22 protein-coding genes and 1 tRNA gene are annotated in these 18,599 nt (G+C 57.8%); 8 read left to right on the top strand and 15 right to left on the bottom strand.

Annotation, left to right across the window (positions count from 1 at the left end):
* Positions 1 to 19: 19 nt before the first annotated feature.
* Genes KR51_RS14255 through KR51_RS14265 form a run of 3 tightly spaced genes read right to left on the bottom strand, consistent with a single transcriptional unit; the run spans position 20 to position 3,113 of the window.
* Positions 20 to 838, bottom strand: coding sequence for a carbohydrate ABC transporter permease (locus KR51_RS14255; protein ID WP_408638131.1), 819 nt, complete (start codon positions 836 to 838; stop codon positions 20 to 22).
* A 59-nt stretch (positions 839 to 897) separates the two neighbouring features.
* On the bottom strand, positions 898 to 1,803 hold the full coding sequence (locus tag KR51_RS14260; RefSeq protein WP_198016801.1) for a carbohydrate ABC transporter permease: 906 nt from the start codon (positions 1,801 to 1,803) through the stop codon (positions 898 to 900).
* A gap of 50 nt (positions 1,804 to 1,853) precedes the next feature.
* The gene (locus KR51_RS14265; protein ID WP_232214624.1) at positions 1,854 to 3,113 is read right to left on the bottom strand and encodes an ABC transporter substrate-binding protein; all 1,260 of its coding nucleotides are present in this window, start codon (positions 3,111 to 3,113) and stop codon (positions 1,854 to 1,856) included.
* A 275-nt stretch (positions 3,114 to 3,388) separates the two neighbouring features.
* Here KR51_RS14265 and KR51_RS14270 point away from each other — a divergent pair, with 275 nt between their 5' ends.
* On the top strand, positions 3,389 to 3,664 hold the full coding sequence (locus KR51_RS14270; protein WP_040656398.1) for a hypothetical protein: 276 nt from the start codon (positions 3,389 to 3,391) through the stop codon (positions 3,662 to 3,664).
* 192 nt (positions 3,665 to 3,856) lie between these two features.
* Here the strand turns inward: KR51_RS14270 and groL are convergent, their stop codons facing one another.
* Together groL and KR51_RS14280 are read right to left on the bottom strand one after the other, a co-directional pair.
* On the bottom strand, positions 3,857 to 5,527 hold the full coding sequence (groL, locus tag KR51_RS14275; protein WP_022608771.1) for a chaperonin GroEL: 1,671 nt from the start codon (positions 5,525 to 5,527) through the stop codon (positions 3,857 to 3,859).
* 132 nt (positions 5,528 to 5,659) lie between these two features.
* Positions 5,660 to 6,622 (bottom strand): formylglycine-generating enzyme family protein, encoded by a 963-nt coding sequence (locus KR51_RS14280; protein WP_022608773.1) that lies wholly within the window; start codon positions 6,620 to 6,622, stop codon positions 5,660 to 5,662.
* A 35-nt stretch (positions 6,623 to 6,657) separates the two neighbouring features.
* On the opposite strand from KR51_RS14280, the gene KR51_RS14285 reads away from it, so the two are divergent.
* Positions 6,658 to 7,266, top strand: coding sequence for a cysteine dioxygenase family protein (locus tag KR51_RS14285; RefSeq protein WP_022608774.1), 609 nt, complete (start codon positions 6,658 to 6,660; stop codon positions 7,264 to 7,266).
* Positions 7,267 to 7,281: 15 nt separating this feature from the next.
* Here the strand turns inward: KR51_RS14285 and KR51_RS14290 are convergent, their stop codons facing one another.
* From KR51_RS14290 to KR51_RS14295, 3 genes are all read right to left on the bottom strand, one after another.
* Complete coding sequence (locus KR51_RS14290) at positions 7,282 to 7,848, bottom strand: Uma2 family endonuclease (protein WP_022608775.1); 567 nt, start codon at positions 7,846 to 7,848, stop codon at positions 7,282 to 7,284.
* 63 nt (positions 7,849 to 7,911) lie between these two features.
* Positions 7,912 to 8,121, bottom strand: coding sequence for a hypothetical protein (locus tag KR51_RS19870; RefSeq protein WP_022608776.1), 210 nt, complete (start codon positions 8,119 to 8,121; stop codon positions 7,912 to 7,914).
* Between the two features lie 299 nt (positions 8,122 to 8,420).
* Positions 8,421 to 8,493: transfer RNA gene (locus KR51_RS14295), tRNA-Ala, on the bottom strand.
* Positions 8,494 to 8,738: 245 nt separating this feature from the next.
* On the opposite strand from KR51_RS14295, the gene KR51_RS14300 reads away from it, so the two are divergent.
* Positions 8,739 to 9,935 carry an MFS transporter gene (locus KR51_RS14300; RefSeq protein WP_022608778.1) on the top strand — a complete coding sequence of 399 codons (1,197 nt, stop codon included), beginning with the start codon at positions 8,739 to 8,741 and terminating at the stop codon, positions 9,933 to 9,935.
* Between the two features lie 218 nt (positions 9,936 to 10,153).
* On the opposite strand, the gene KR51_RS14305 is transcribed toward KR51_RS14300, so the two are convergent.
* Positions 10,154 to 11,101, bottom strand: coding sequence for a homogentisate phytyltransferase (locus KR51_RS14305; protein ID WP_022608779.1), 948 nt, complete (start codon positions 11,099 to 11,101; stop codon positions 10,154 to 10,156).
* Between the two features lie 132 nt (positions 11,102 to 11,233).
* On the bottom strand, positions 11,234 to 12,127 hold the full coding sequence (locus KR51_RS14310; RefSeq protein ID WP_022608780.1) for a methyltransferase domain-containing protein: 894 nt from the start codon (positions 12,125 to 12,127) through the stop codon (positions 11,234 to 11,236).
* Positions 12,128 to 12,248: 121 nt separating this feature from the next.
* Here KR51_RS14310 and KR51_RS14315 point away from each other — a divergent pair, with 121 nt between their 5' ends.
* Entirely contained in the window at positions 12,249 to 12,548 is a 300-nt protein-coding gene (locus KR51_RS14315; RefSeq protein WP_022608781.1) for a DUF2470 domain-containing protein, read from the top strand.
* A 239-nt stretch (positions 12,549 to 12,787) separates the two neighbouring features.
* Here the strand turns inward: KR51_RS14315 and KR51_RS14320 are convergent, their stop codons facing one another.
* The 3 genes from KR51_RS14320 to alr all read right to left on the bottom strand — a co-directional run bounded on the left by KR51_RS14320 (position 12,788) and on the right by alr (position 16,024).
* On the bottom strand, positions 12,788 to 13,459 hold the full coding sequence (locus tag KR51_RS14320; protein WP_051358235.1) for a ribonuclease HII: 672 nt from the start codon (positions 13,457 to 13,459) through the stop codon (positions 12,788 to 12,790).
* A 447-nt stretch (positions 13,460 to 13,906) separates the two neighbouring features.
* Positions 13,907 to 14,707 carry a glutathione S-transferase gene (locus KR51_RS14325; RefSeq protein ID WP_022608783.1) on the bottom strand — a complete coding sequence of 267 codons (801 nt, stop codon included), beginning with the start codon at positions 14,705 to 14,707 and terminating at the stop codon, positions 13,907 to 13,909.
* A gap of 126 nt (positions 14,708 to 14,833) precedes the next feature.
* Positions 14,834 to 16,024 (bottom strand): alanine racemase, encoded by a 1,191-nt coding sequence (gene alr / locus KR51_RS14330; protein ID WP_022608784.1) that lies wholly within the window; start codon positions 16,022 to 16,024, stop codon positions 14,834 to 14,836.
* Positions 16,025 to 16,287: 263 nt separating this feature from the next.
* Here alr and KR51_RS18445 point away from each other — a divergent pair, with 263 nt between their 5' ends.
* The 4 genes from KR51_RS18445 to KR51_RS19880 all read left to right on the top strand — a co-directional run bounded on the left by KR51_RS18445 (position 16,288) and on the right by KR51_RS19880 (position 17,856).
* Complete coding sequence (locus tag KR51_RS18445; RefSeq protein WP_022608785.1) at positions 16,288 to 16,785, top strand: HNH endonuclease; 498 nt, start codon at positions 16,288 to 16,290, stop codon at positions 16,783 to 16,785.
* Positions 16,786 to 17,153: 368 nt separating this feature from the next.
* Positions 17,154 to 17,558, top strand: a complete 405-nt coding sequence (locus tag KR51_RS14340) for a terminase gpA endonuclease subunit (protein ID WP_084202482.1) — start codon at positions 17,154 to 17,156, stop codon at positions 17,556 to 17,558.
* Entirely contained in the window at positions 17,555 to 17,719 is a 165-nt protein-coding gene (locus tag KR51_RS19875) for a hypothetical protein (protein WP_022608787.1), read from the top strand. Before KR51_RS14340 ends, KR51_RS19875 begins: the two co-directional genes overlap by 4 nt.
* The gene (locus tag KR51_RS19880) at positions 17,719 to 17,856 is read left to right on the top strand and encodes a hypothetical protein (protein ID WP_022608788.1); all 138 of its coding nucleotides are present in this window, start codon (positions 17,719 to 17,721) and stop codon (positions 17,854 to 17,856) included. Before KR51_RS19875 ends, KR51_RS19880 begins: the two co-directional genes overlap by 1 nt.
* 13 nt (positions 17,857 to 17,869) lie before the next feature.
* Here the strand turns inward: KR51_RS19880 and KR51_RS14345 are convergent, their stop codons facing one another.
* Together KR51_RS14345 and KR51_RS17705 are read right to left on the bottom strand one after the other, a co-directional pair.
* A complete protein-coding gene (locus KR51_RS14345; RefSeq protein WP_040656400.1) occupies positions 17,870 to 18,301 on the bottom strand; it encodes a DUF5615 family PIN-like protein in 432 nt (143 codons plus the stop codon).
* Positions 18,294 to 18,560: a DUF433 domain-containing protein gene (locus KR51_RS17705; protein ID WP_022608791.1), complete on the bottom strand. Its 267-nt coding sequence runs from the start codon at positions 18,558 to 18,560 to the stop codon at positions 18,294 to 18,296. The genes KR51_RS14345 and KR51_RS17705 overlap by 8 nt, the downstream gene beginning before the upstream one ends.
* Between the last annotated feature and the right edge of the window lie 39 nt (positions 18,561 to 18,599).

Below are 18,599 nucleotides of genomic sequence, written 5' to 3' on the forward strand. Positions count from 1 at the left end.
GCCGGCCGAGATAGCTCTGCTAACCTTTAACCGCACCTGCCGTCAGCCCCTGAACGATGCGGCGTTGGAAGAACAGAACCAGCAGAACGAGCGGTAGCGTCCCGGCCACGGTGGCAGCGGCGATCGGTCCGTAAGGAATTTCGAAAATCGACGACCCGCCGATCTGTGCCGTGGCCACCGGAATGGTTTTCATGCTCTCGCGCGTTACGAACGTCAGGGCAAAGATAAACTCGTTCCAAGCAAAGATAAACGCCAGAATGCCCGTTGTGACTATTGCTGGAACGGTCATCGGTAAGATAATACGCGTGAGTAACTGTACGGTACTGTAGCCGTCCATCTTGGCCGAGTCTTCCAAATCTTTCGGCAATTGCTGAAAGAAGCTTCGTAACACCAAGATCGTTAACGGCAAGTTCTTGCCGGCGTAGGGAATAATCAGTGCCAAATAGTTGTTGCCCAAACCGAGGGCTTTGACAACCTCGAACAAACCGAGAAAGAGCAGTACGTAGGGAAACAGCGTCACGATCAACACGATCGCTACGAGAACGCGCTCGCCGGGAATCTTCAGCCGCGCTAGAGCATAGGCTGCTGGCGCCCCCGCTGCCAGGGCCACGAGCGTTGCTGCGGCTGCCACGAACAAACTATTGAAAACGTACAGCAGAAAGGGCCGGCGCGAGAACAGGTCGATGTAATGATCGAACGTCAGCTGTGTGGGACTCGGTAAGTAGATATTGGGGATGCGCGCGATCGCGGTGTCGACCTTAAACGACGTCAGCACCTGCCACATGACCGGAGCCAAACAGAAGACGACTAACCCGACGATTCCACAAACTAGTGCCACGTTACGCCAGGAAACCGATCGAGATTGCCCTTCATTTTGCTCTTGCACGATCGCCACGTCTATCGTTCTCCTATCGCGTTTGTTCGGATTTTAGAAAGCACGAAGGCCGCTAGTGCCACGGCAGCAAGTAAGATGCCGAAGGTAATAACAATTAATGCCGCACCGTAGCCGAAATCCAGGTAGCGCATGACCGTGTTATAGACATAAAGCGACACGGTTTCGGTCGAACCAGCAGGGCCGCCACCGGTCATGACCAGCACGAGTTCGAAGACACCGAAGGCTTCCGCAAATCGGAACAGCAGCGCGACGGTTATCTGCGGTGCGATCGATGGCAGTGCAATCTTCCGAAAGTTCTGCCACGGGTTGGCACCATCAATGGCATGTGCTTCGTATAAGTCCTGCGGAATGGACTGCAATCCGGCTAAGAGAATGACTGCAATGAAGGGCGTTGTCTTCCACACGTCGGCAACGATCAGTGCCACCATGGCATAACCTGGTTCGCCCAGCCACGTAACGGCATCGGCGCCGAATAGCCGCAGAATATCGTTGGCCACGCCGTACTGGTCGTTGAAAATCCACTCCCACGCCAAGCCCATGACTGCCGTTGGCAGCGCCCAAGGCAAGATCCCGATCGTGCGCACGAGGCCGCGACCGCGAAACTCGCGATCGAGCACCAGTGCCATCCCCATCCCCAAAACCAACTCCAACAGCAGCGACACAAGGGTGAACAGGGCCGTGTTGCTCAGGCTCTGCCAGAAGCGGCCGTCACCGAACATGCGCGCGTAGTTTTCCAATCCAGAGAAAATGGGTTGCAGTTGCGTGCCCAGATTCTCGGTAAACAAGCTCAGCCAAATCGCGCGCCCGATCGGGTACGCAAACACCAGCAACAAAATCACGAGTGCGGGCAGCGAGAGCAACCAACCCGTCAATTGGTCCTGTTCTTGAATGGTTTGTGGTTTGAGAATAGACACGATCGCGTACGCTCGAAGGTTAACTAAACTTCCCCGCGCAACGGTTAGGATGCCCGCGGCGCCGAGCGCAGCAGCGCCCGCGTCTCGCGCGCGGCGGCTTCCATGGCTGCGTCCGGCGTCATCGTACGCGAGAATGCCGCACTCAGATAGCGCTGGAGAATGTCGGATGCTTGGGAATATTGCGCGATCGGCGGTCGCAACACCGAGTTCTCGATGACGTTCAACAAATCCGGTAGATAACTGAATTCGGCAACCAGCTCGGGATCCGCGAACAGCTCGCGACGGCTGGGAACATAGCCAGTCTCTAAGCTGTACTGCTTCTGCGTTTCCGCGCGAGCGAAGTATTCTGCAACTCGCCAAGCTGCGTCCGGATGCGCCGTGGTTTTAGCAATGCCCAAGCCCCAACCGCCCTGACAGGCTCCGCTGCGCCCCTGAGACGATCGCACCATCGGCTGGATGGCGAACTGACCCGCGATCGCCGACTGCTGTCCCAGGCTGTAGGCGTACGGCCAGTTGCGCATGAAGGCGGTCCGTCCGTTCTCGAACAAGCGGCGTACCGGTTCCTCGGAATACGTTGTCACTCCCGGCGGGGACACGCCCGAGGTGATGGTGCTGACGAGAAACTCCACGGCAGCGATCGCCTCTGATCGGTCTAAGCCGACATCCAGCGTGTCGGGATCGACCCAGTACGCTCCGTAGCCAGCGAGCACCTCAACGAACATCGCCGAGAGTCCTTCATATTGCTTGCCCTGCCAAACGTATCCCCAATCCGTCAGTCCCTGCGCTTGCAACTCTTGGGAGACATCGACCAATTCGTCAAAGGTTGCGGGCGGCTGCCGTCCGACTGCTTGCAACCAATCCGTACGGTAGTAAAGCATGCCGCCGTCGGAGCGAAACGGCATACGATAGAGCTCGCCGCGGTAGCGTCCGCCATTGACGTCGCCCTGGAGAAACTTGCCAAGGTCGATGCCCGCCCGCTCGATGCGATCGTCCAGCGGCAACAACCACCCGGCTGCCGCGAACTTCGGCACCCATACGATATCCATGTAAACCAGGTCGTAGGGCGACTGGCCTAGCAAAAACGCCGAGGTGTAAAGATCTTCGACGTTGTTCGTATCGTTGGGCGCTTCGACAATGTCGAGCTCGATGTCGGGGTTTTCGCGGTGAAAGCGCTCTACCAACGGTGCTAGCTGTGCACCTTCAAGCGCTTGGACCAGTACCTTCACGGTCACCGGTTGCTGGGTGAATGCCGGGAATATAACCCATTGCAACAGAGCGATCGCGCCGACGACCGCGACAAACAAGCGCCTACTCGTAGAGCGCCAGCTGTCGCGCAAGAAACTTGTCAAGAAATGTAGTAAAAGCCCGAACATTCCGACCCATAACTCACTAGTCCCTAACGACTTAGCAAAGATTGTGGGAATCATAAACGAGTAAAAATCCCACAGCGACCCGACCTAATCGGGGCCGACCGCGTTTGCTTGCGCCGGGTTCGCGAACTGCAGATACCGCTTACGCAGCTGCACGTTCGTCGATTGCTTAGGCTCAGTCTACACCACTCGCTTGCCCCGCTCGCGTGATGACGATCGATCGGCGGAGTGAAGAACGACTGCGATCGCCCGGGCTATCCGAACGCTTTGGCAAGATTGCGGACGGTATCTGGCAGTTCGAGGTGGCTGCCAGCAGCAGGCTCGAGAAGGGCTCTATGCGGGCGATCGCCGGCGCAAGAGCGATGATGCTGAGGGCGGAACGCGCGCGCAGATCTTTGACGCAACGACAATCTGCTGGGCGTCTCCAACAAACTCAACCGCACCACGGCAGTTGTCAAGCTGAGGCAATGGTAAGCAAACGATGATGACGGTGGATGATACCCCACTTGAAGCAATTGCGGGGCTGACGAACGTCCACTAGTGGGCAGAGACGGTATAAAAGTGATTTCGTAGGAATGATATGACAGCGGTCTGTCCCGGAGGACAGACCGCTTGTTCGAGTAAGTGGGGCTGTATGCAGCGCGGTGCGTATTGCTACGACATCGCGGCGGTGGGTATTACATCATGCCCATGCCACCCATGCCGCCCATGCCGCCCATGCCGCCCATGCCACCCATGCCACCCATGCCACCGTCGGGCATCGCCGGTTCGGGCTCGGGCTTCTCGACGACTAAGGCTTCAGTCGTTAGCAACATGCCCGCAATTGAAGCAGCATTCTGTAAAGCAGAGCGTACTACTTTCGCCGGGTCGATGATACCTGCTGCAATCAGGTCTTCGTACACGCCGGTCAGAGCATTGAAGCCAACGTTGAAATCGGTGGTGCGCACGTTCTCGACCACGACCGTGCCTTCCACGCCAGCATTGTCAGCAATTTGACGCAACGGTGCGATGAGCGATCGCTGAATGATGTCAGCACCCAGACGCTCTTCGGCATCGAGGGACTGCTTGAACTCCCCGACCTTGGTTGCCAGATGAATCAACGTCGTGCCGCCGCCGGGGACGATGCCCTCTTCGACTGCCGCGCGCGTAGAACTCAGCGCATCCTCGATGCGAAGCTTGCGCTCTTTCAGCTCGGTTTCGGTTGCTGCACCGACCTTAATGACGGCAACGCCGCCGGCCAATTTAGCAATCCGCTCTTGCAGCTTCTCTTTGTCATACTCGGAGTCGGTTTCGGCTAGTTGCTTGCGGATCTGCGCGATGCGCTTCTCAACATCCGCGCGGTTTTCACCCGTCGCCACAACCGTCGTGGTTTCCTTATCGATCGAGACCTTGCGGGCAGACCCCATCATCTCGACCGTCGTGCTTTCCAAGCTCAGACCGATTTCTTCGGAGATCACGCGACCGCCGGTCAAAATCGCAATGTCCTGGAGCATCTGCTTGCGGCGATCGCCGAAGCCCGGTGCTTTTACTGCCGCTACGTTTAGAACGCCGCGTGCTTTGTTCACCACCAGCGTCGCCAGGGCCTCGCCCTCAACATCTTCGGCAACGATCAGCAGCGGTCGCCCCGCTCGCGCTACGCGCTCCAGAACTGGGACCAAATCTTGAATCGCGCCAATCTTCTTATCGACGATCAGTAGGAACGGATTTTCAAACTCGACGGTTTGCCGCTCTTGATCGGTCACGAAGTAGGGCGAAACGTATCCGCGGTCGAACTGCATCCCTTCGACGACTTCCAGTTCGGTCTCCAGAGACTTCGACTCTTCAACCGTAATGACGCCGTCGGTGGTCACCTTGTCCATTGCTTCGGCAATCGTGTCACCGACCGCTTCATCGTTACCGGCAGACACGGTTGCCACCTGGGCGATCGCGCCGCCTTCTACGGGCTTCGATACGGCTTCAATCTCCGCGACCAGGTAATCGACAGCCTTATCGATGCCGCGCTTGAGGGCAATGGGATTGGCACCAGCCGTTACGTTCTTGAGACCTTCGCGGATCATCTCCTGTGCGAGCACGGTGGCGGTGGTGGTGCCGTCGCCAGCCACGTCGTTCGTTTTGGAGGCAACTTCGCGGATCAGACGTGCGCCCGTGTTCTTGAGCGGATCTTCGAGATCGATCTCTTTCGCTGCCGTCACGCCGTCATTGACGATCTGCGGCGCGCCATACTTTTTCTCGAGCAGGACATTGCGGCCCTTGGGACCCAAAGTGATGCGAACGGCATCCGCAACAGCGTTAACGCCCGCTTCGAGCGATCGCCGCGCTTCGTCCTTGAAAGATAGGATTTTTGCCATGATTGCGTGTCGTTCCGTCGGTCTACCAGTAGCAAATTTAGCACTCTCTGTATTGGAGTGCTAACCGCAGTTGGGTCGGATTCCCGAACGCAATTATGGCGCTTCGGCAAAACCGAATGGGCGGCATTTAGCTTATTTCAGCGTCCGCTTGCTCGGCTCGGAATCGTAGGCGAGGCGAAACCCGAACAAGATGTGTCGCGAGGCTAGCGGGCGCGCGTGACGGTAGGCAGCACGGCAAAACCCCGGCAGGTCGTCCCACGAGCACCCCTTGAGAACAACGCGATCGCCGTTGGCTGTCAAAGTGGCGGAGTATTCGAAGATGTTGCCGGCAGCGTCTTCCATTCCGAAAGGGCTGCGGCTGAGGGGGTAGCTCGCGATTGCGGTCGTGTAATCCGGGTCCGTCCCCCAATTGGTGGCGTCGTCGCGCCAGCGATCGCCCCAGGGGAAATAGCGACCGTCGGTGCCGCGGGCGGCTTTTTCCCACTCCAGAGCGCTCGGCAGTCGGTAAGCGATGCCGTCGCGATTGCCGCGCCAGCGGGCATAGGCTAGAGCGTCGCGGTAAGACACGAGTACGACGGGATGTCTCCCCGTCCCGGCAGGGTAGCGATCGCCCGTCCAGAGGAAGCGCTCGACGGTGGTGTAGGGATGGACGAGAAAGCCTTGCTGCTGGTACTCCGTAGCGGAGATACCCGGAATGCGGTGTCTGGTGGCTTGCACGAACGCGCGGTAGTCGGCGTTGGTAACGAGGTTGCGTGCGATACAGAACCCCGGTAAGGAGAGCGTCTGACGCGATCGCTCGTTTTCGAACCAGCGAGCTTGACGCAGGCGCTGTTCGACTGCGGGGACGCGTTCGGCTTGTGGTGCCGCGGCCAGGGCGGAGATGCGGTAGCCGTAGTCGCGTTCGGCGCGATCGCTGCCGGCCGCAAACTCGCCAGCGGGCACGGCGGCAAAGTCATCTCGGCAAACAGGGGTCGGTCCACCAGTCACTGGCAATGATGCCAACCAGATCGCGGCGATCGCTCCAGCTGCTGACCCGGCTAGGATGGGCGCGAGGAACCGGACAAGCGGCGGCTTAGAAAGGGTTAAGTTTGCCATGCTAGCTTGAGGCCGATTCAGAGCTGAGACCCCGTATGGATGCCCGTAACTGGCTTGTTATAGACGACAGCACTTACACCGAACTCGACTTAGAGTGCTTCGAACCGCCGTTGGAACCCTACCGACTCTATCGGTTCTTGAGCGATCTCGAAGACATTTTGGCGCAGGAGCCCGACGATCGCCAACGCTTGCAAGCAATCCTGCCGCGGGTGCGGACTCTATTAAATAGTTCGTACTGGTTGCAGATGGAGTTCGACCCGCCCTCGCCGCGGACGGGTTGGGCGGTGAGGTTTTTGTATCGAGACCACGAGTTCCCGCTGACGCTGCAGATGGTGACCTGGGCGCCGGGGCAGGTGTCGCCAATTCACAATCATGCGTCCTGGGGCGCGATCGCCCTGATAGCCGGGCAGGAGCGCAACCGGATCTGGAAGCGATCGCCGACAGCGGACGCACGGGACCGCATCGAACCGGTCGGCGAAGTCGTGTTGAATCCGGGTGATGTTATCGGGCTAACTCCGGAAGCCATTCATAGCGTAGAAGTCCTCGGCAACGAACCCACGATTTCGTTCAACCTTTATGGGGTAACGAACTTCCAGAAACGTTTCGAGTTCGACCGCGAACGAGGGACGGCAAAGCTTTACTGAACAATCCCCGCAACGTCACGGAGCATCCGCCAAGATTTCACCGACGGCAAACGGTCGATCTGGGAATGCTTGGAACGCCAGAGATTCACCCGGCCGGACGGTCTGCACGCTGGTGTAGCCGTCGGGACTCGGATTGCGGTAGATCTCGATCGCGGGCGTGTTGAGATCGACAATCCAAACTTCGCGAATGTCGGCACGGGCATAGAGCGGGGCTTTGACGGTGCGATCGTAGTTGATGGTCGTATCGGCTACTTCGACGAGAGCAAAGATGTCTTCTGGCTCGGGAAGCTTGCCGCTATAGAAGTCCGAGCGCCGTTGCAGGATCGCAAGGTCGGGTTGGGGTTGAGAACGATCGCTTACCCGCACGGAGCTTTGAACCTGCACCAGTGCGACATCTGATAGTGCCATGAAGAACAGTTCGGCTAGGCGATTGACGCAACCGATGTGCTTGCTGCCCAGGGGTGACATTTCAACGATCGCTCCTTCAATCAACTCGACGCGATCGCATTCGGTGAGAATCCCCACTTCGGCCATGCGCTGATACTGCTCGATCGTGAACTTTTTGTGTGCGAGGGCAACCACTTTGACTTCCTCGAACCCGTGCTTCGATGTTACTGCGCGGCAGGGCTGGGGCGGCGAGTGGTATCAGGCGATCGCTTCCCCGACGCGATGGCTTAGCGCTCCAGAGCGATCGCGCCATTGGAGAGCCGATTGCTGCCGTAGAGGATGGTAAGGACGATCGATCCAGAGCTGCAATAGGTCGGCGGAAATTGTCCTTGGGCTCTGCGATCGCGTAGCTACGCCGACAAAAGCCATGATTGGTGTCGTTTCCTCAGAACGGAAGCGTGAAAACATGTACTCGTTACTCCGAGACAACACGCCGAGTTAACTTTCTAACTCCATTGGCCTTTCCCCAGCGATAACGCCTCGACTTCCTTGCCTAAGAGACTGGAGGGACTGAAAGGCTTACTACCTGCGCCAACGTATCCGTCAACATGTGGTCGCGGGAAGGTTGGGGTCATCGAGTTTCCCCTATTTGCCCCCCAGATACCCGCCGATAAACTCGGACTCTCGAGGACAAAAAATATATGAGAAAACCGGCTCCCAGAGTGGGTTTACCGGTCGTTGATAGAGATTATTGGGTTATTTGATGATGGAGCTAAGCGGACTCGAACCGCTGGCCCCCTCAATGCCATTGAGGTGCTCTACCAGCTGAGCTATAGCCCCATAGTGAGACTGTCATCCTAGCTTGCGATTTCCAGATTCGTCAAGCGACGGCAGCACTCTCACTCGGAATCCGTGCAGCACAGACGAGTGTCAGGCAAACATGACAGAGACGCAACGTTGCTTTTCCGTTACCCTCCAAAGTAGGGGGAGCCCGTAAGTAAATTTGTTGCACGAGCGTTTGGGCAATATTCCAGCTTGCTTCGCCGAGCAAGGGTCCGAGTTAAAGCTCCATAGCATTGTCGACCATGACACAATCCGCGATGCACTGGCGACGGTTGAGCGGCATCGTCGCCGTCCAAGGCTCGATTTCTTTGGGCTGGGTCATTTACGTTCTCTATTTGCCCGACTTGCTCGTTCGACTGGGCTTTCCGCAGGAGTTGGCCGGAGTTCTCATACTCTTGGAACATGCCCTTGAGGCGATCGTCCAGCCGCTCTTCGGTCATCTCGCCGATCGCTCGGAGCGCGAACGCGGAACTCGTTTCCCCTGGATTATCTCCGGCGTGGTCTTGGCATCGGCGTGCTTCCTGGCAATCCCCGCGATCGCACTCTTCCTATCGCCGGCAAGTCCCTGGCGCTGGATGTTACCGGCAACAGCAGTGCTATGGGCTTCAGCAATGGCTGTTTTTCGCAGTCCTGTCGTTGCTTTGCTCGCACGTGCTGCACCCAAACCCCAACTGCCGATCGCGGCCAGTTGCCTGACCTTGATTCAGCAGTGCATTAATGCCATTAGGTTCTCCGCATTCGGCTTTATACTCGGCATCGGTCCGTTATTTACCTTTGCAACTGGCACGTTCGTCCTTTTAGGCGCTGCTACGCTCTTGCGTCGAGTCACGCCGGTGCCTGCATCACCAGCACCAGTGCGCAACGAACCCGCGCCAGCGATCTCCGTTCCGGCGATCGTCGCCATTATTGGAACGGGTATCGGGCTCTGCTGGGGGGTACGTTTCCTTTTCGCTGGGTTGACTCAAACAGTCGCACTGCGGTTTAGCGAAGCGTCCGGAGACTGGGCACTGCTGGGGTTTAATGTGTTGGTCGCCCTGACTGCCTTACCGGCAGGATGGGTTGCCAGCCAAATCGGCAATACGCGTGCGATGGCGATCGCCACGATTGCCACGGCTCTGCTCCTCGGGATTGTCTCGTCTAACGCACCCATGGCGATCTTTCTTGTAAGTGCGGCTGTCATGAGTTTTACCCTCAGCACGGTTCTGAACGGCATGGTTCCCTTCGTTCTGGAGTTAGTCCCCGAATCTAGGGCCAGTTTGGGGGTCGGTACGTTTTTTGGCGCATTCAGCGGTGCAATTGTCTTCTTCGAACTAGCATTTGCTCGTTTTCAGGGTCCGGACGCAGGGATGCTTCCGGGGATGACAGTCCTCACGATCGCCAGCGGCTTCATCGCACTTGGCTGGTGGCAGCTTCGGCAACGAGATCGGCAGTTCCCTTGACGTTCGCAAAACCGAGCAAGCTGCCGTTACACGCAGTTAGCCGTAACACGCAGTTAAAAGTCTTAGGGACTTCCGAAACAGCCAAAGCGTCAGTCCCGAGTCTGTGGATTAGCCTGAAATTGGCGTGGCGAAGTGCAGGTTGGATCCGCGCGATCGCCAACAGTAAGCGTTTAGAGCATTTGGATAGTCCAGTCGCTTGTCCGGCGCGATCGCGGTTGCTAAGCCAACCAACACGCCGCGGGCAACAACAGATACTCCAAAAAGAACAACTTCCAGATGAACTGGTAAAAGCTGACAATTTCCGGTTTGCGGTCGAGATCGACGCCTCGGCTGCGCCACCACAAGCCGCCGAGCAACAAAAAATGCGTTGCTACGAGGAAAACTGGGTTCAGATCCACCTCCCAGACTAAGCTGACAGCTATCAATCCGAGATAGCAGCTGCTGGCAATCCAGCGCGCGATGTTAAACACCGAGCGTTTCCCAAGCAGGATTGTCAGCGTCGTGATGTTGAACTGCTTGTCGCCTTCAAGGTCGGGAACGTCTTTAAAGATCGCGATCGCAATCGTAAAAACAAAAATAAATCCACTCAGCGCCCACACCGACGGTGTCAGCAGTTCCCGTCCGGCGATCGCACTCGTGAAGTGCAAGAACAACCCCAGATTCACGACTACGCCACGGACGAACAAAATGCACAGGGCCGCGAGCAACGGCGATCGCTTCAAGCGGATCGGCGGCAGCGAATACGCTGTGCCGACGATTAGGCTGGTGGCAATGGTTGCGAATAGCCAGCGCCCAGACAGGGCCGCGATCGCCAAGGCCGAGCTGCCGGATAGCCCGACCAGCCATCGTGCTTGTGCGGGGGCGAACTCGCCGGCTGCAATAGGTAGGTGCGGTTTGTTGATGCGATCGATACCGACGTCGGTCAATTGATTGAGTCCGACTATATAAATGTTGCCGCCCAGGCATGCCAACCAGGCGATCGCTGCCACGCTCGCCCCAGATAGTGACTGCTCGCCGACGGTGTCGACCGCGATCGCGTAGAGCGCCCAAACGCTCAAACTAGTGCCAATCACCGTATGCGGGCGCGAGAACGTCCAGAAACTCTGCAGCCACGCCCTCGGCTCGCGCCAAAAACTTCGCGGTTGGGTACCAGAGGGTTGGCTCATAGCTCTCGTTGGGTAAAGATGCCGATCCAAAGGCTGGCGCGATCGCACTCGACGTAATTCCCATATCGAACGAGGGGAGCGATCGCAGGCTCGGTCGCGAATTCGGAAGGTTTAAGGGAGTCGCCTGCGCTGCTAGAGTGCTCGAGAGTACTCGGACTTACGAGCTGCAAGCAACCCAAAGCGAATCAGCCCGCGGGCGTAGCCCTTACTCATCAATCCCAGCGATAAAGCAGCTTGAACGGTTTGCCAACCGCTGGAGACCAACCCTTGAATTGTCTCTAGGTTGAAGGCAGAGGCAATGACGACATCCCAAAATGGCGCAACAGCGGCGGACCAATCCGCCGTCAGGATTCCCTCCCAACCGAGCGCGCGCGCGATCTCTTCGTAGTCCGGTAAAGAGATGACATAGGGCAAGCAATACACGCGATAGATCTCGTTCAGATGGCGGCGCTCCTCATCTGTCAGCGCACCGGCCAGCGAAGCGGTCGGCCGGTGGCACCACGTTGCCATTAAAAAAAGTCCTCCCGGTCGCAGGACGCGATCGCATTCGCGCAGGAACTTTGCTTTGTCGGGCATGTGTTCGCCGCTCTCCAACGACCAGACTATGTCGAAGCTGTTGTCGGGAAATGGCATGGCTAGCGCGTCGGCCACTTCAAATCGGACGCGGTCGTCCAACCCGGCTGCTGCCGCGCGCTCGCTAGCGCGATCGGCTTGCACCGGCGATAGGGTGATGCCCGTTGCGCGGGCGTTGAAGGTTTCGGCCAAATACAGCGTGCTGCCGCCAATGCCGCAGCCCACGTCCAGGATCTGCTGCGGGCGATCTTCGCTTGCGCTCGGCGTCCCCGCTTTTACCCCCCAATTCCAAAACTCTTCGATGAGATCGATTTGCGCTTGGCGGCGGGGCACGCGTCGCGTCCCCGAGCGACCGTAATATCCGTGGTGCATGTGCTCGCCCCAAGTGCGCTCCCACAGGGCACTCGAAGCATCGTAAAACCGCCGGATATCGCGATTGAGGGTCGAACTCACAATGGCATTAACTCCGCACGTTGACTGCAAGTAATGTAAAAGCTGCCGGTGCGGCGATCGCGCGCGGCCCGAGCCTGCGGAGATGCTAGCATTTGGCGAGCGAGTACTGAGGTGAAAACCCATGGCCGATCCGCTCACGCCGCAAGTCAGCGATCGCATCTGCGCCCACATGAATGACGATCATGCCGAAGCCGTGTTGCTATACGCGCGTATTTTTGGTCAAACGCCGCAGGCAACCGCCGCGCGCATGGAGTCGATCGACACCGAGGGCATGAACCTCACCGCCGATGTAGCTGGACAGCCGACTCCGGTGCGCGTTAGCTTCGAGCAACCGCTACAAACCTCAGAAGATGCACACCACACATTAATCGATATGGTGAAGCAAGCTCGCCAGCAAGCCCAAGCAGCCGGCGCATCCTGACCGAGTCATCCTGACGTATCGTTTTAGATCCAGGCAGTCCCATTAGTTTTGGGAACCGATCGCAATGCAGGGACGGGCGATCGCTTCGCACCGAACGTCGAGTGCAGCCCCGAAGCTTAGCGGGTGTGGGGACAACCGGCGATTCCGCAGGCAGGAGCCCTGAAGTGCGATGCTCGTGCTGAGTTGTAAGCAAGGCAAAGTGAGGGTTCTGCACCCGCACTTCCCTTCACTGAACTGGACTAATCCTCGGACGATGGGTGCGGGGACACTACACGGCACGGGCGAAACGACAGGCGATGCTGCGGTGACGGCCCGTATCGCTGTAGAGCCTGGCCGTGGGCAGGTGTGCCATAGCCTTTGTTACTGGCCAGATAGTACTCGGGGTAGCGCTGGGCAAAGCGGGCGATCAAATCGTCGCGCCACACCTTAGCCAGGATGCTCGCTGCCGCAATTGCGGGGGAGCGGCGATCGCCGCCAACCATCGGCACCTGCTCCATCGGCAACTCCGGCAAAGCGAAGCGCCCGTCGACCAAGCACAGTGCTGGACGCGGCGCGAGCTTCAGCACCGCTCGCCGCATTGCCCGTAGCGATGCTTGCAAAATGTTGATGCGATCGATTTCTGCCGCGGTGGCGTAACCAATCCGCCAGTCGAATGCCAGCTCCTGCAGGTAACCGACTAACTTGCGGCGGCGCAGCGGCGTCAGCTGCTTACTATCTTTTACTTCCAATTCAACGAGTTGGGGCAGCGCCGACTGCGGCATCACAACTGCCGCCGCAACCACCGGACCGAACAGCGCGCCGCGTCCCACCTCATCGACCCCCGCCAAGAGCGTCTGGGGATCGACCGACGGTCCGAGTTCCCATACGGGTGGATCGCCCTTGCGATCGGGTGGAGTAGCAGAGGAATGCATAACAGTCATCGTAACGATATACAAGTAGTAGTGGGTTGCAGCCAAGCAAGGCAGGGCCTTCAAGCAATTTTGGCTAACCCGATTGAACTAGCAATGGTGCAATCCTATCTTGATTTCTTATGAAAAATTTCGCCTTTCCGCTGCTCTTTTATCTCTTTGCCTGCCTCATAGAGGATGCTAAGTAACTAAGAGACTTAGGTCTTAAAATACATCAGTCAATTGTTTGCTGGTACTCCCAGCAGCATCGAGGTTTCACCCAAATCTAAAGGTCGGCTGAGGATTGAGTGTGAAGAGGTTTGGTCTTTTGTCGGCTGCAACTAAAACCACATCAAATTTATAAGCTGCTATTCGCGCCCCTAACTCAACGTTCGGGCAAGAGAATCGACGCTTGGGGACGATTCTCTTGCCCGTGAGTGGAAGCATTAATTGCGTGCGGGCGGTGGCAACTTACTCGATTTCAATTGATGTTGGCGGGCCGTCACTGGATGAGGGACCGCTACTGGCTGTCAGTGGTTTGCGGAAGTCTGCATAAAGGCGATCGCGCCACTCGAAGAACGGTGCGAAGGCGCTATCGTCGCCGAGTCCGGGCACGCCTTTGCCGGCCAATCCGGCCGGAATATCGAGATAGGTGCGATCGGGGAATTTGAGCGTGATGCTCAGCGCCGCCACCGTCAGGTCCGCCAGCGTCACCGCGTCGCCAATCAGGTACGAACGGTTCTGCAACATCAAACACAATGCTTCGAGATCTTGCCTGAGCCCGTCTGTTGCATACTTCAGCGCATCGCCGCTTGCACCAACGCCCGCACCCAAGACGTCTAGTAACTCGCCCGGTACGGCCCCGACAATCGTTTTGACGAAATCCGGTGTGTCGTCCGGTAGCACTGCCGTGCGCAGATTCTGGTTGTGCGCGATCGCGCCCAGAAATGCTTGGCGGGCCTTCAGCCCGATCGACTCGTCCGCCCACTCTTCCATCATCAAGCACAATCCGCGTTGGTAAGGCTCGGTCGGCAGCAGTGCCGGTTCGGGATATTTGCGCTCCAGATACAGTGCGATTTCGGTCGAATCGCCGACGTAAATTTCGCCGTCTTTGATTACGGGGACCTGACGCCGTCCCGATGCCTGCATGAGCTCGAACTGCCCGACACCGGGCGTTACCTCAACCTTGTGGTAGTCCACGCCTTTAAAGTCGAGGATCAACCGAACTTTCTCGGAAAATTGCGACAATTCAAACTGATATAGCTCGATCATGGGTCGTTACCTCGACTCGCCTCTAAAACGTTACACCAATTTTTCAGGAAGCCGAACCCGCAAACGCGATCGCTGCCGGTTGAGGACTCACCCTGAATGTATTGATAACGAACACCAGCCTGCGATTTAATCCGTCGTGCTAACGCGCGGCAGTCGGTGCTTGAAACCGCACAGAATTTCCCAAGAAATCGTTCCCAGTTTCTGCGCCCATTCGTCGGCAGAAATGGCAGCATTGCCATCTGTACCCAGCAATACCGCCGTTTCGCCCGCTTGCACGTCGGGTACGGCATCGACATCGAGCATGAGCTGGTCCATCGCGATCGCTCCGATCTGCCGGACGCGCTGCCCCCGCAGCAACACCTCCAGGCGATTGGACAGATTGCGCGGTACGCCGTCGGCATAGCCGATCCCCACCACTGCCACCCGAAGCGGTCGGTCGGTCACGAACAGGTGCCCGTAGCTGACGCCCGAGCCTGCGGGAATGGTTTTGACTTGCGTGACCCGAGCCTTCACCTGCATCACCGGACGTAAAGCCACTGCCTCGCGCAGGTGTGCTGCTGGATAAAGCCCGTAAAGCGCCAGCCCCACGCGGACTAAGTCATAGTGCAGCGCGCGATCGCTTAGCATCGCGGCTGAGTTCGCTAAATGCAGGCGCGGCGGGGCGAGGTTGGCAGCTCGGAGTGCCCCAATCGCCTCGGTAAAACGTCGGTGCTGTTGGCGCGCGATCGTCGGATCGGGGTCGTCAGCTGTCGCCAGGTGCGAATAAACGCTGGCTACCGACAAGTTCGGCAGCTGGGCGACGAAACGCCCGAATCCAACCGCATCCGTCCACAGCGTTCCCAAACGCGACATGCCCGTATCGAGCTTGAGATGGACGGGTAACGTTTGCCCCAGTGCTGCCAGCGTTTCGGAAAAGACCAGTGCCTGTTGCACCGCTCCTAAGGTCGGCTGTAATTTCCAGCGCGCGATCGCCTCGACCTCTTCGGGCGTGTTGCTCGCTCCTAGTAATAAGATGGGTGCCTCAATGCCTCCAGCCCGAAGCTCCACCCCTTCCTGCAGTGTTGCTACGGCCAGCCAACTAGCCCCGGCTGCTAGCACCGTTTGGGCAACCTTCAATGCACCGTGACCGTAAGCATCGGCTTTGACGACTGCCATCAGATCGGTTTGCGGACCGAGCAACTGCCTGAGGTGACGGACGTTAGTGCTCAGCGCACGATCGCTAATTTCGACCCAAGCCCGCTGGCGAACTACTTGTTGCGCCGATGCGATCTGTCCCGGCTGTGCCAATAGCGCCGGAAGCTGTTCCCAACTCAGCACCGTTTCTAATCCTCGAATGCAGCGGTTATTCCGGTCAAAATTAAAACTACTCCACATTTAGCGAGTAGCAAACTGAGGATTTGTTCCGCTCGGGAACGAAACCGAACCTCCCATTTTCTAGGTGCCTGGCAGGGTTGGAGTTGCTGCAAAGTGGTTGCGTAGGTTTCTAAATCCCCCTCGGCAAGAGACTTGCAACGGTTTTTACATGGATCCAACCCTATGCTAATATCTGGAGTAATATTAACCCAACCTCTACCGATACCATGGGCAAGGTTCTGGTGTTGAATGCCTCCTACGAGCCGCTAAACCTTACGAGTTGGAGGCGGGCGGTCGTGCTCCTTCTCAAGGGTAAGGCCGAGCAGCTCGAGCACAATGGCAAACTTGTTTATACTCAATTCCCGCTCCCGACCGTTATCCGCTTGCGCCATTACGTTCGCGTTCCCTATAAAGAGATTCCCCTCACCCGTCGCAACATCCTCGAACGCGACAACAATATGTGTCAGTACTGCGGCACCCGCAACGAACAACTGACTCTCGACCACGTCCTTCCCCGCTCGCGAGGCGGTCCCGAAACCTGGGAGAACATCGTCGCCGCTTGCGTCCGCTGTAATGTCAGGAAAGGCAGCCGCACGCCCCGCGAAGCCAACATGCCGCTCAACCGCCATCCGCGTCGTCCCCACAGCAGTCTCCATTTCGAGCTAACGCGGCACCTCCAAGGCGATCGCAACCAAGAGTGGAAGAAGTACGTCATTGGCGCTTAGGGTTTAGTTTTCTCCACGCATCCTACCCCTGCCTCCCGATATATCGATAAATTCAAGCCGGTTGTCCGAGCGCGACCGTATAGATTTCATGGGCTTAGACTTAAAAAAAGACATAGATAGGCAAGGTGACTGTCTTTTTGTTGTTTCCCGAGCGTAACTACAATCTTGGATAGCTGATTGGTTGGGCGATGGTATTGAAAATACACCCGATAGATTCACTCAAATAAGAACCTTGCAAGGTCGTACTTGGTGCAGTCGGCAACCTCACCGATAGCTAAAGCTTTCCTCCAGTTTCGAGTAGAACAGGCTCTTGCAATTCAGCCTCGTATTCTCTCCTTCAATCCGAGTCATACAAGTCCGATCGGCGCATCAAACCGCAATGTCGCTGGTACGGGATTCAGGGTCGCTCGGGCGATCGCCAGCTGGTGTCGGCCCCGTCGGCACAAGAGATCAGCTACCGGGGGCGCAAGGTTAAGGGTGGCATCGCGCTTTACACGGTTGGCACCGACCGAGCAAAGGAGCTCATTTACGCGCAGCTGCGAGTGTCCGAGCCGGGCGAGCGCTTCGTGAACTTCCCGAACCGTTTGGAGGCGCGCTACTACTCCGGACTTTGTTCGGAAGTGCAGATGATTCACCATCGCAACGGGATTGCGTCAGTGCGATGGGTCGAGGTTGCGCCTGTCGCTTCTAACGAACCGCTCGCCTGCGCAGTGTCTGCATTCGGTCATTCGCCCACCTGGTGCGCTCGGCACAGGAGTGGAAGGCTGGTGTGAAAGTGGCGAAGTACGCGATCGCTGCTAACCTCAACGAGAACGACTTACCCGATGACCTGCGCGCGGCAGTGGAGCAAGCAAAGGCAGAATCGCTCCCAAAGTCCCGAGGTGCGGAGGCGATCGCGCAGGAGATCCTGAGCTGGAGCGGGTCCTTGCAGTAATGCTGGCAGCGGGACAGTTTAAGACGCGATCGCTGCTAGTCGTGGCGACGATGACCGTGGGGCTGGCGCTGTGGCGGGGGCGCTATGGGCTGCTGGTGCTGGGTGGGGTAGCGATCGCGCTGACTTGGCGAGGGTAAGCGATCGCGCGCGCTACGCAAACTCGTCGATAGCCTGCTCTCTGGGAATCTCCCAGAAGTACTGCACGCCAGAGCGCCATCCGAAATACAGGGCGCGGTTAATCATTCCTCTGCCCTCGGCAAGCTCGCGCTGAACCAGGGGAATCGCCATCCGGAGGGACTCCAGCTGTTCGGAGCGGCGCAGGTCGGCATCGAGCAGGAGAATCAGCCCGCCGTGAACTTCGGAGGCTCGGGCGATCGCCTCAAAGTCTTTAACGTTGGCGGTTACCAGAATTCTGTCTTCTTTGTATGCGAGAGCCCAAACTTCGCGATCCGAGCGCCCGCAATGCCCGCGATTTCTGATTGAGACCGCGTCAACCAGATCCTCTTCGCAGAGAGTCTGAGCGATGTTGGGAGAGAGGTTCTCGTCGAGCAGCAGTTTGAGGCTTTCCGTGGCTTCAGGCACGAGGATTGGAGCGGGCGTAGACCTGAGCAAAGCGCAGATCCTGCTCGGACAAGAATGGGTAGTCCTCTAGAATCTCAGCCTCAGTTGCAGCGTCAGGACTGCGGTCCAGCATGCTACCGATGTGGTAGGCCGTCAGCCGAGAGTTCGGAAAGACTGGCTCGCCGCCCATTATGCTAGGGTCCTCCGTCAACCCAGCTCTCCAATTCGCGTAGTCAGGGTAGGCTCTGCTCTCAAAACCTTTTGCTTTCGCAGTAACCATGCCGCGCACCTCCGTAGTGGTGTGCTTCTCGCTCGTACT

Source organism: Rubidibacter lacunae KORDI 51-2, from assembly GCF_000473895.1.
Classification (GTDB): domain Bacteria; phylum Cyanobacteriota; class Cyanobacteriia; order Cyanobacteriales; family Rubidibacteraceae; genus Rubidibacter; species Rubidibacter lacunae.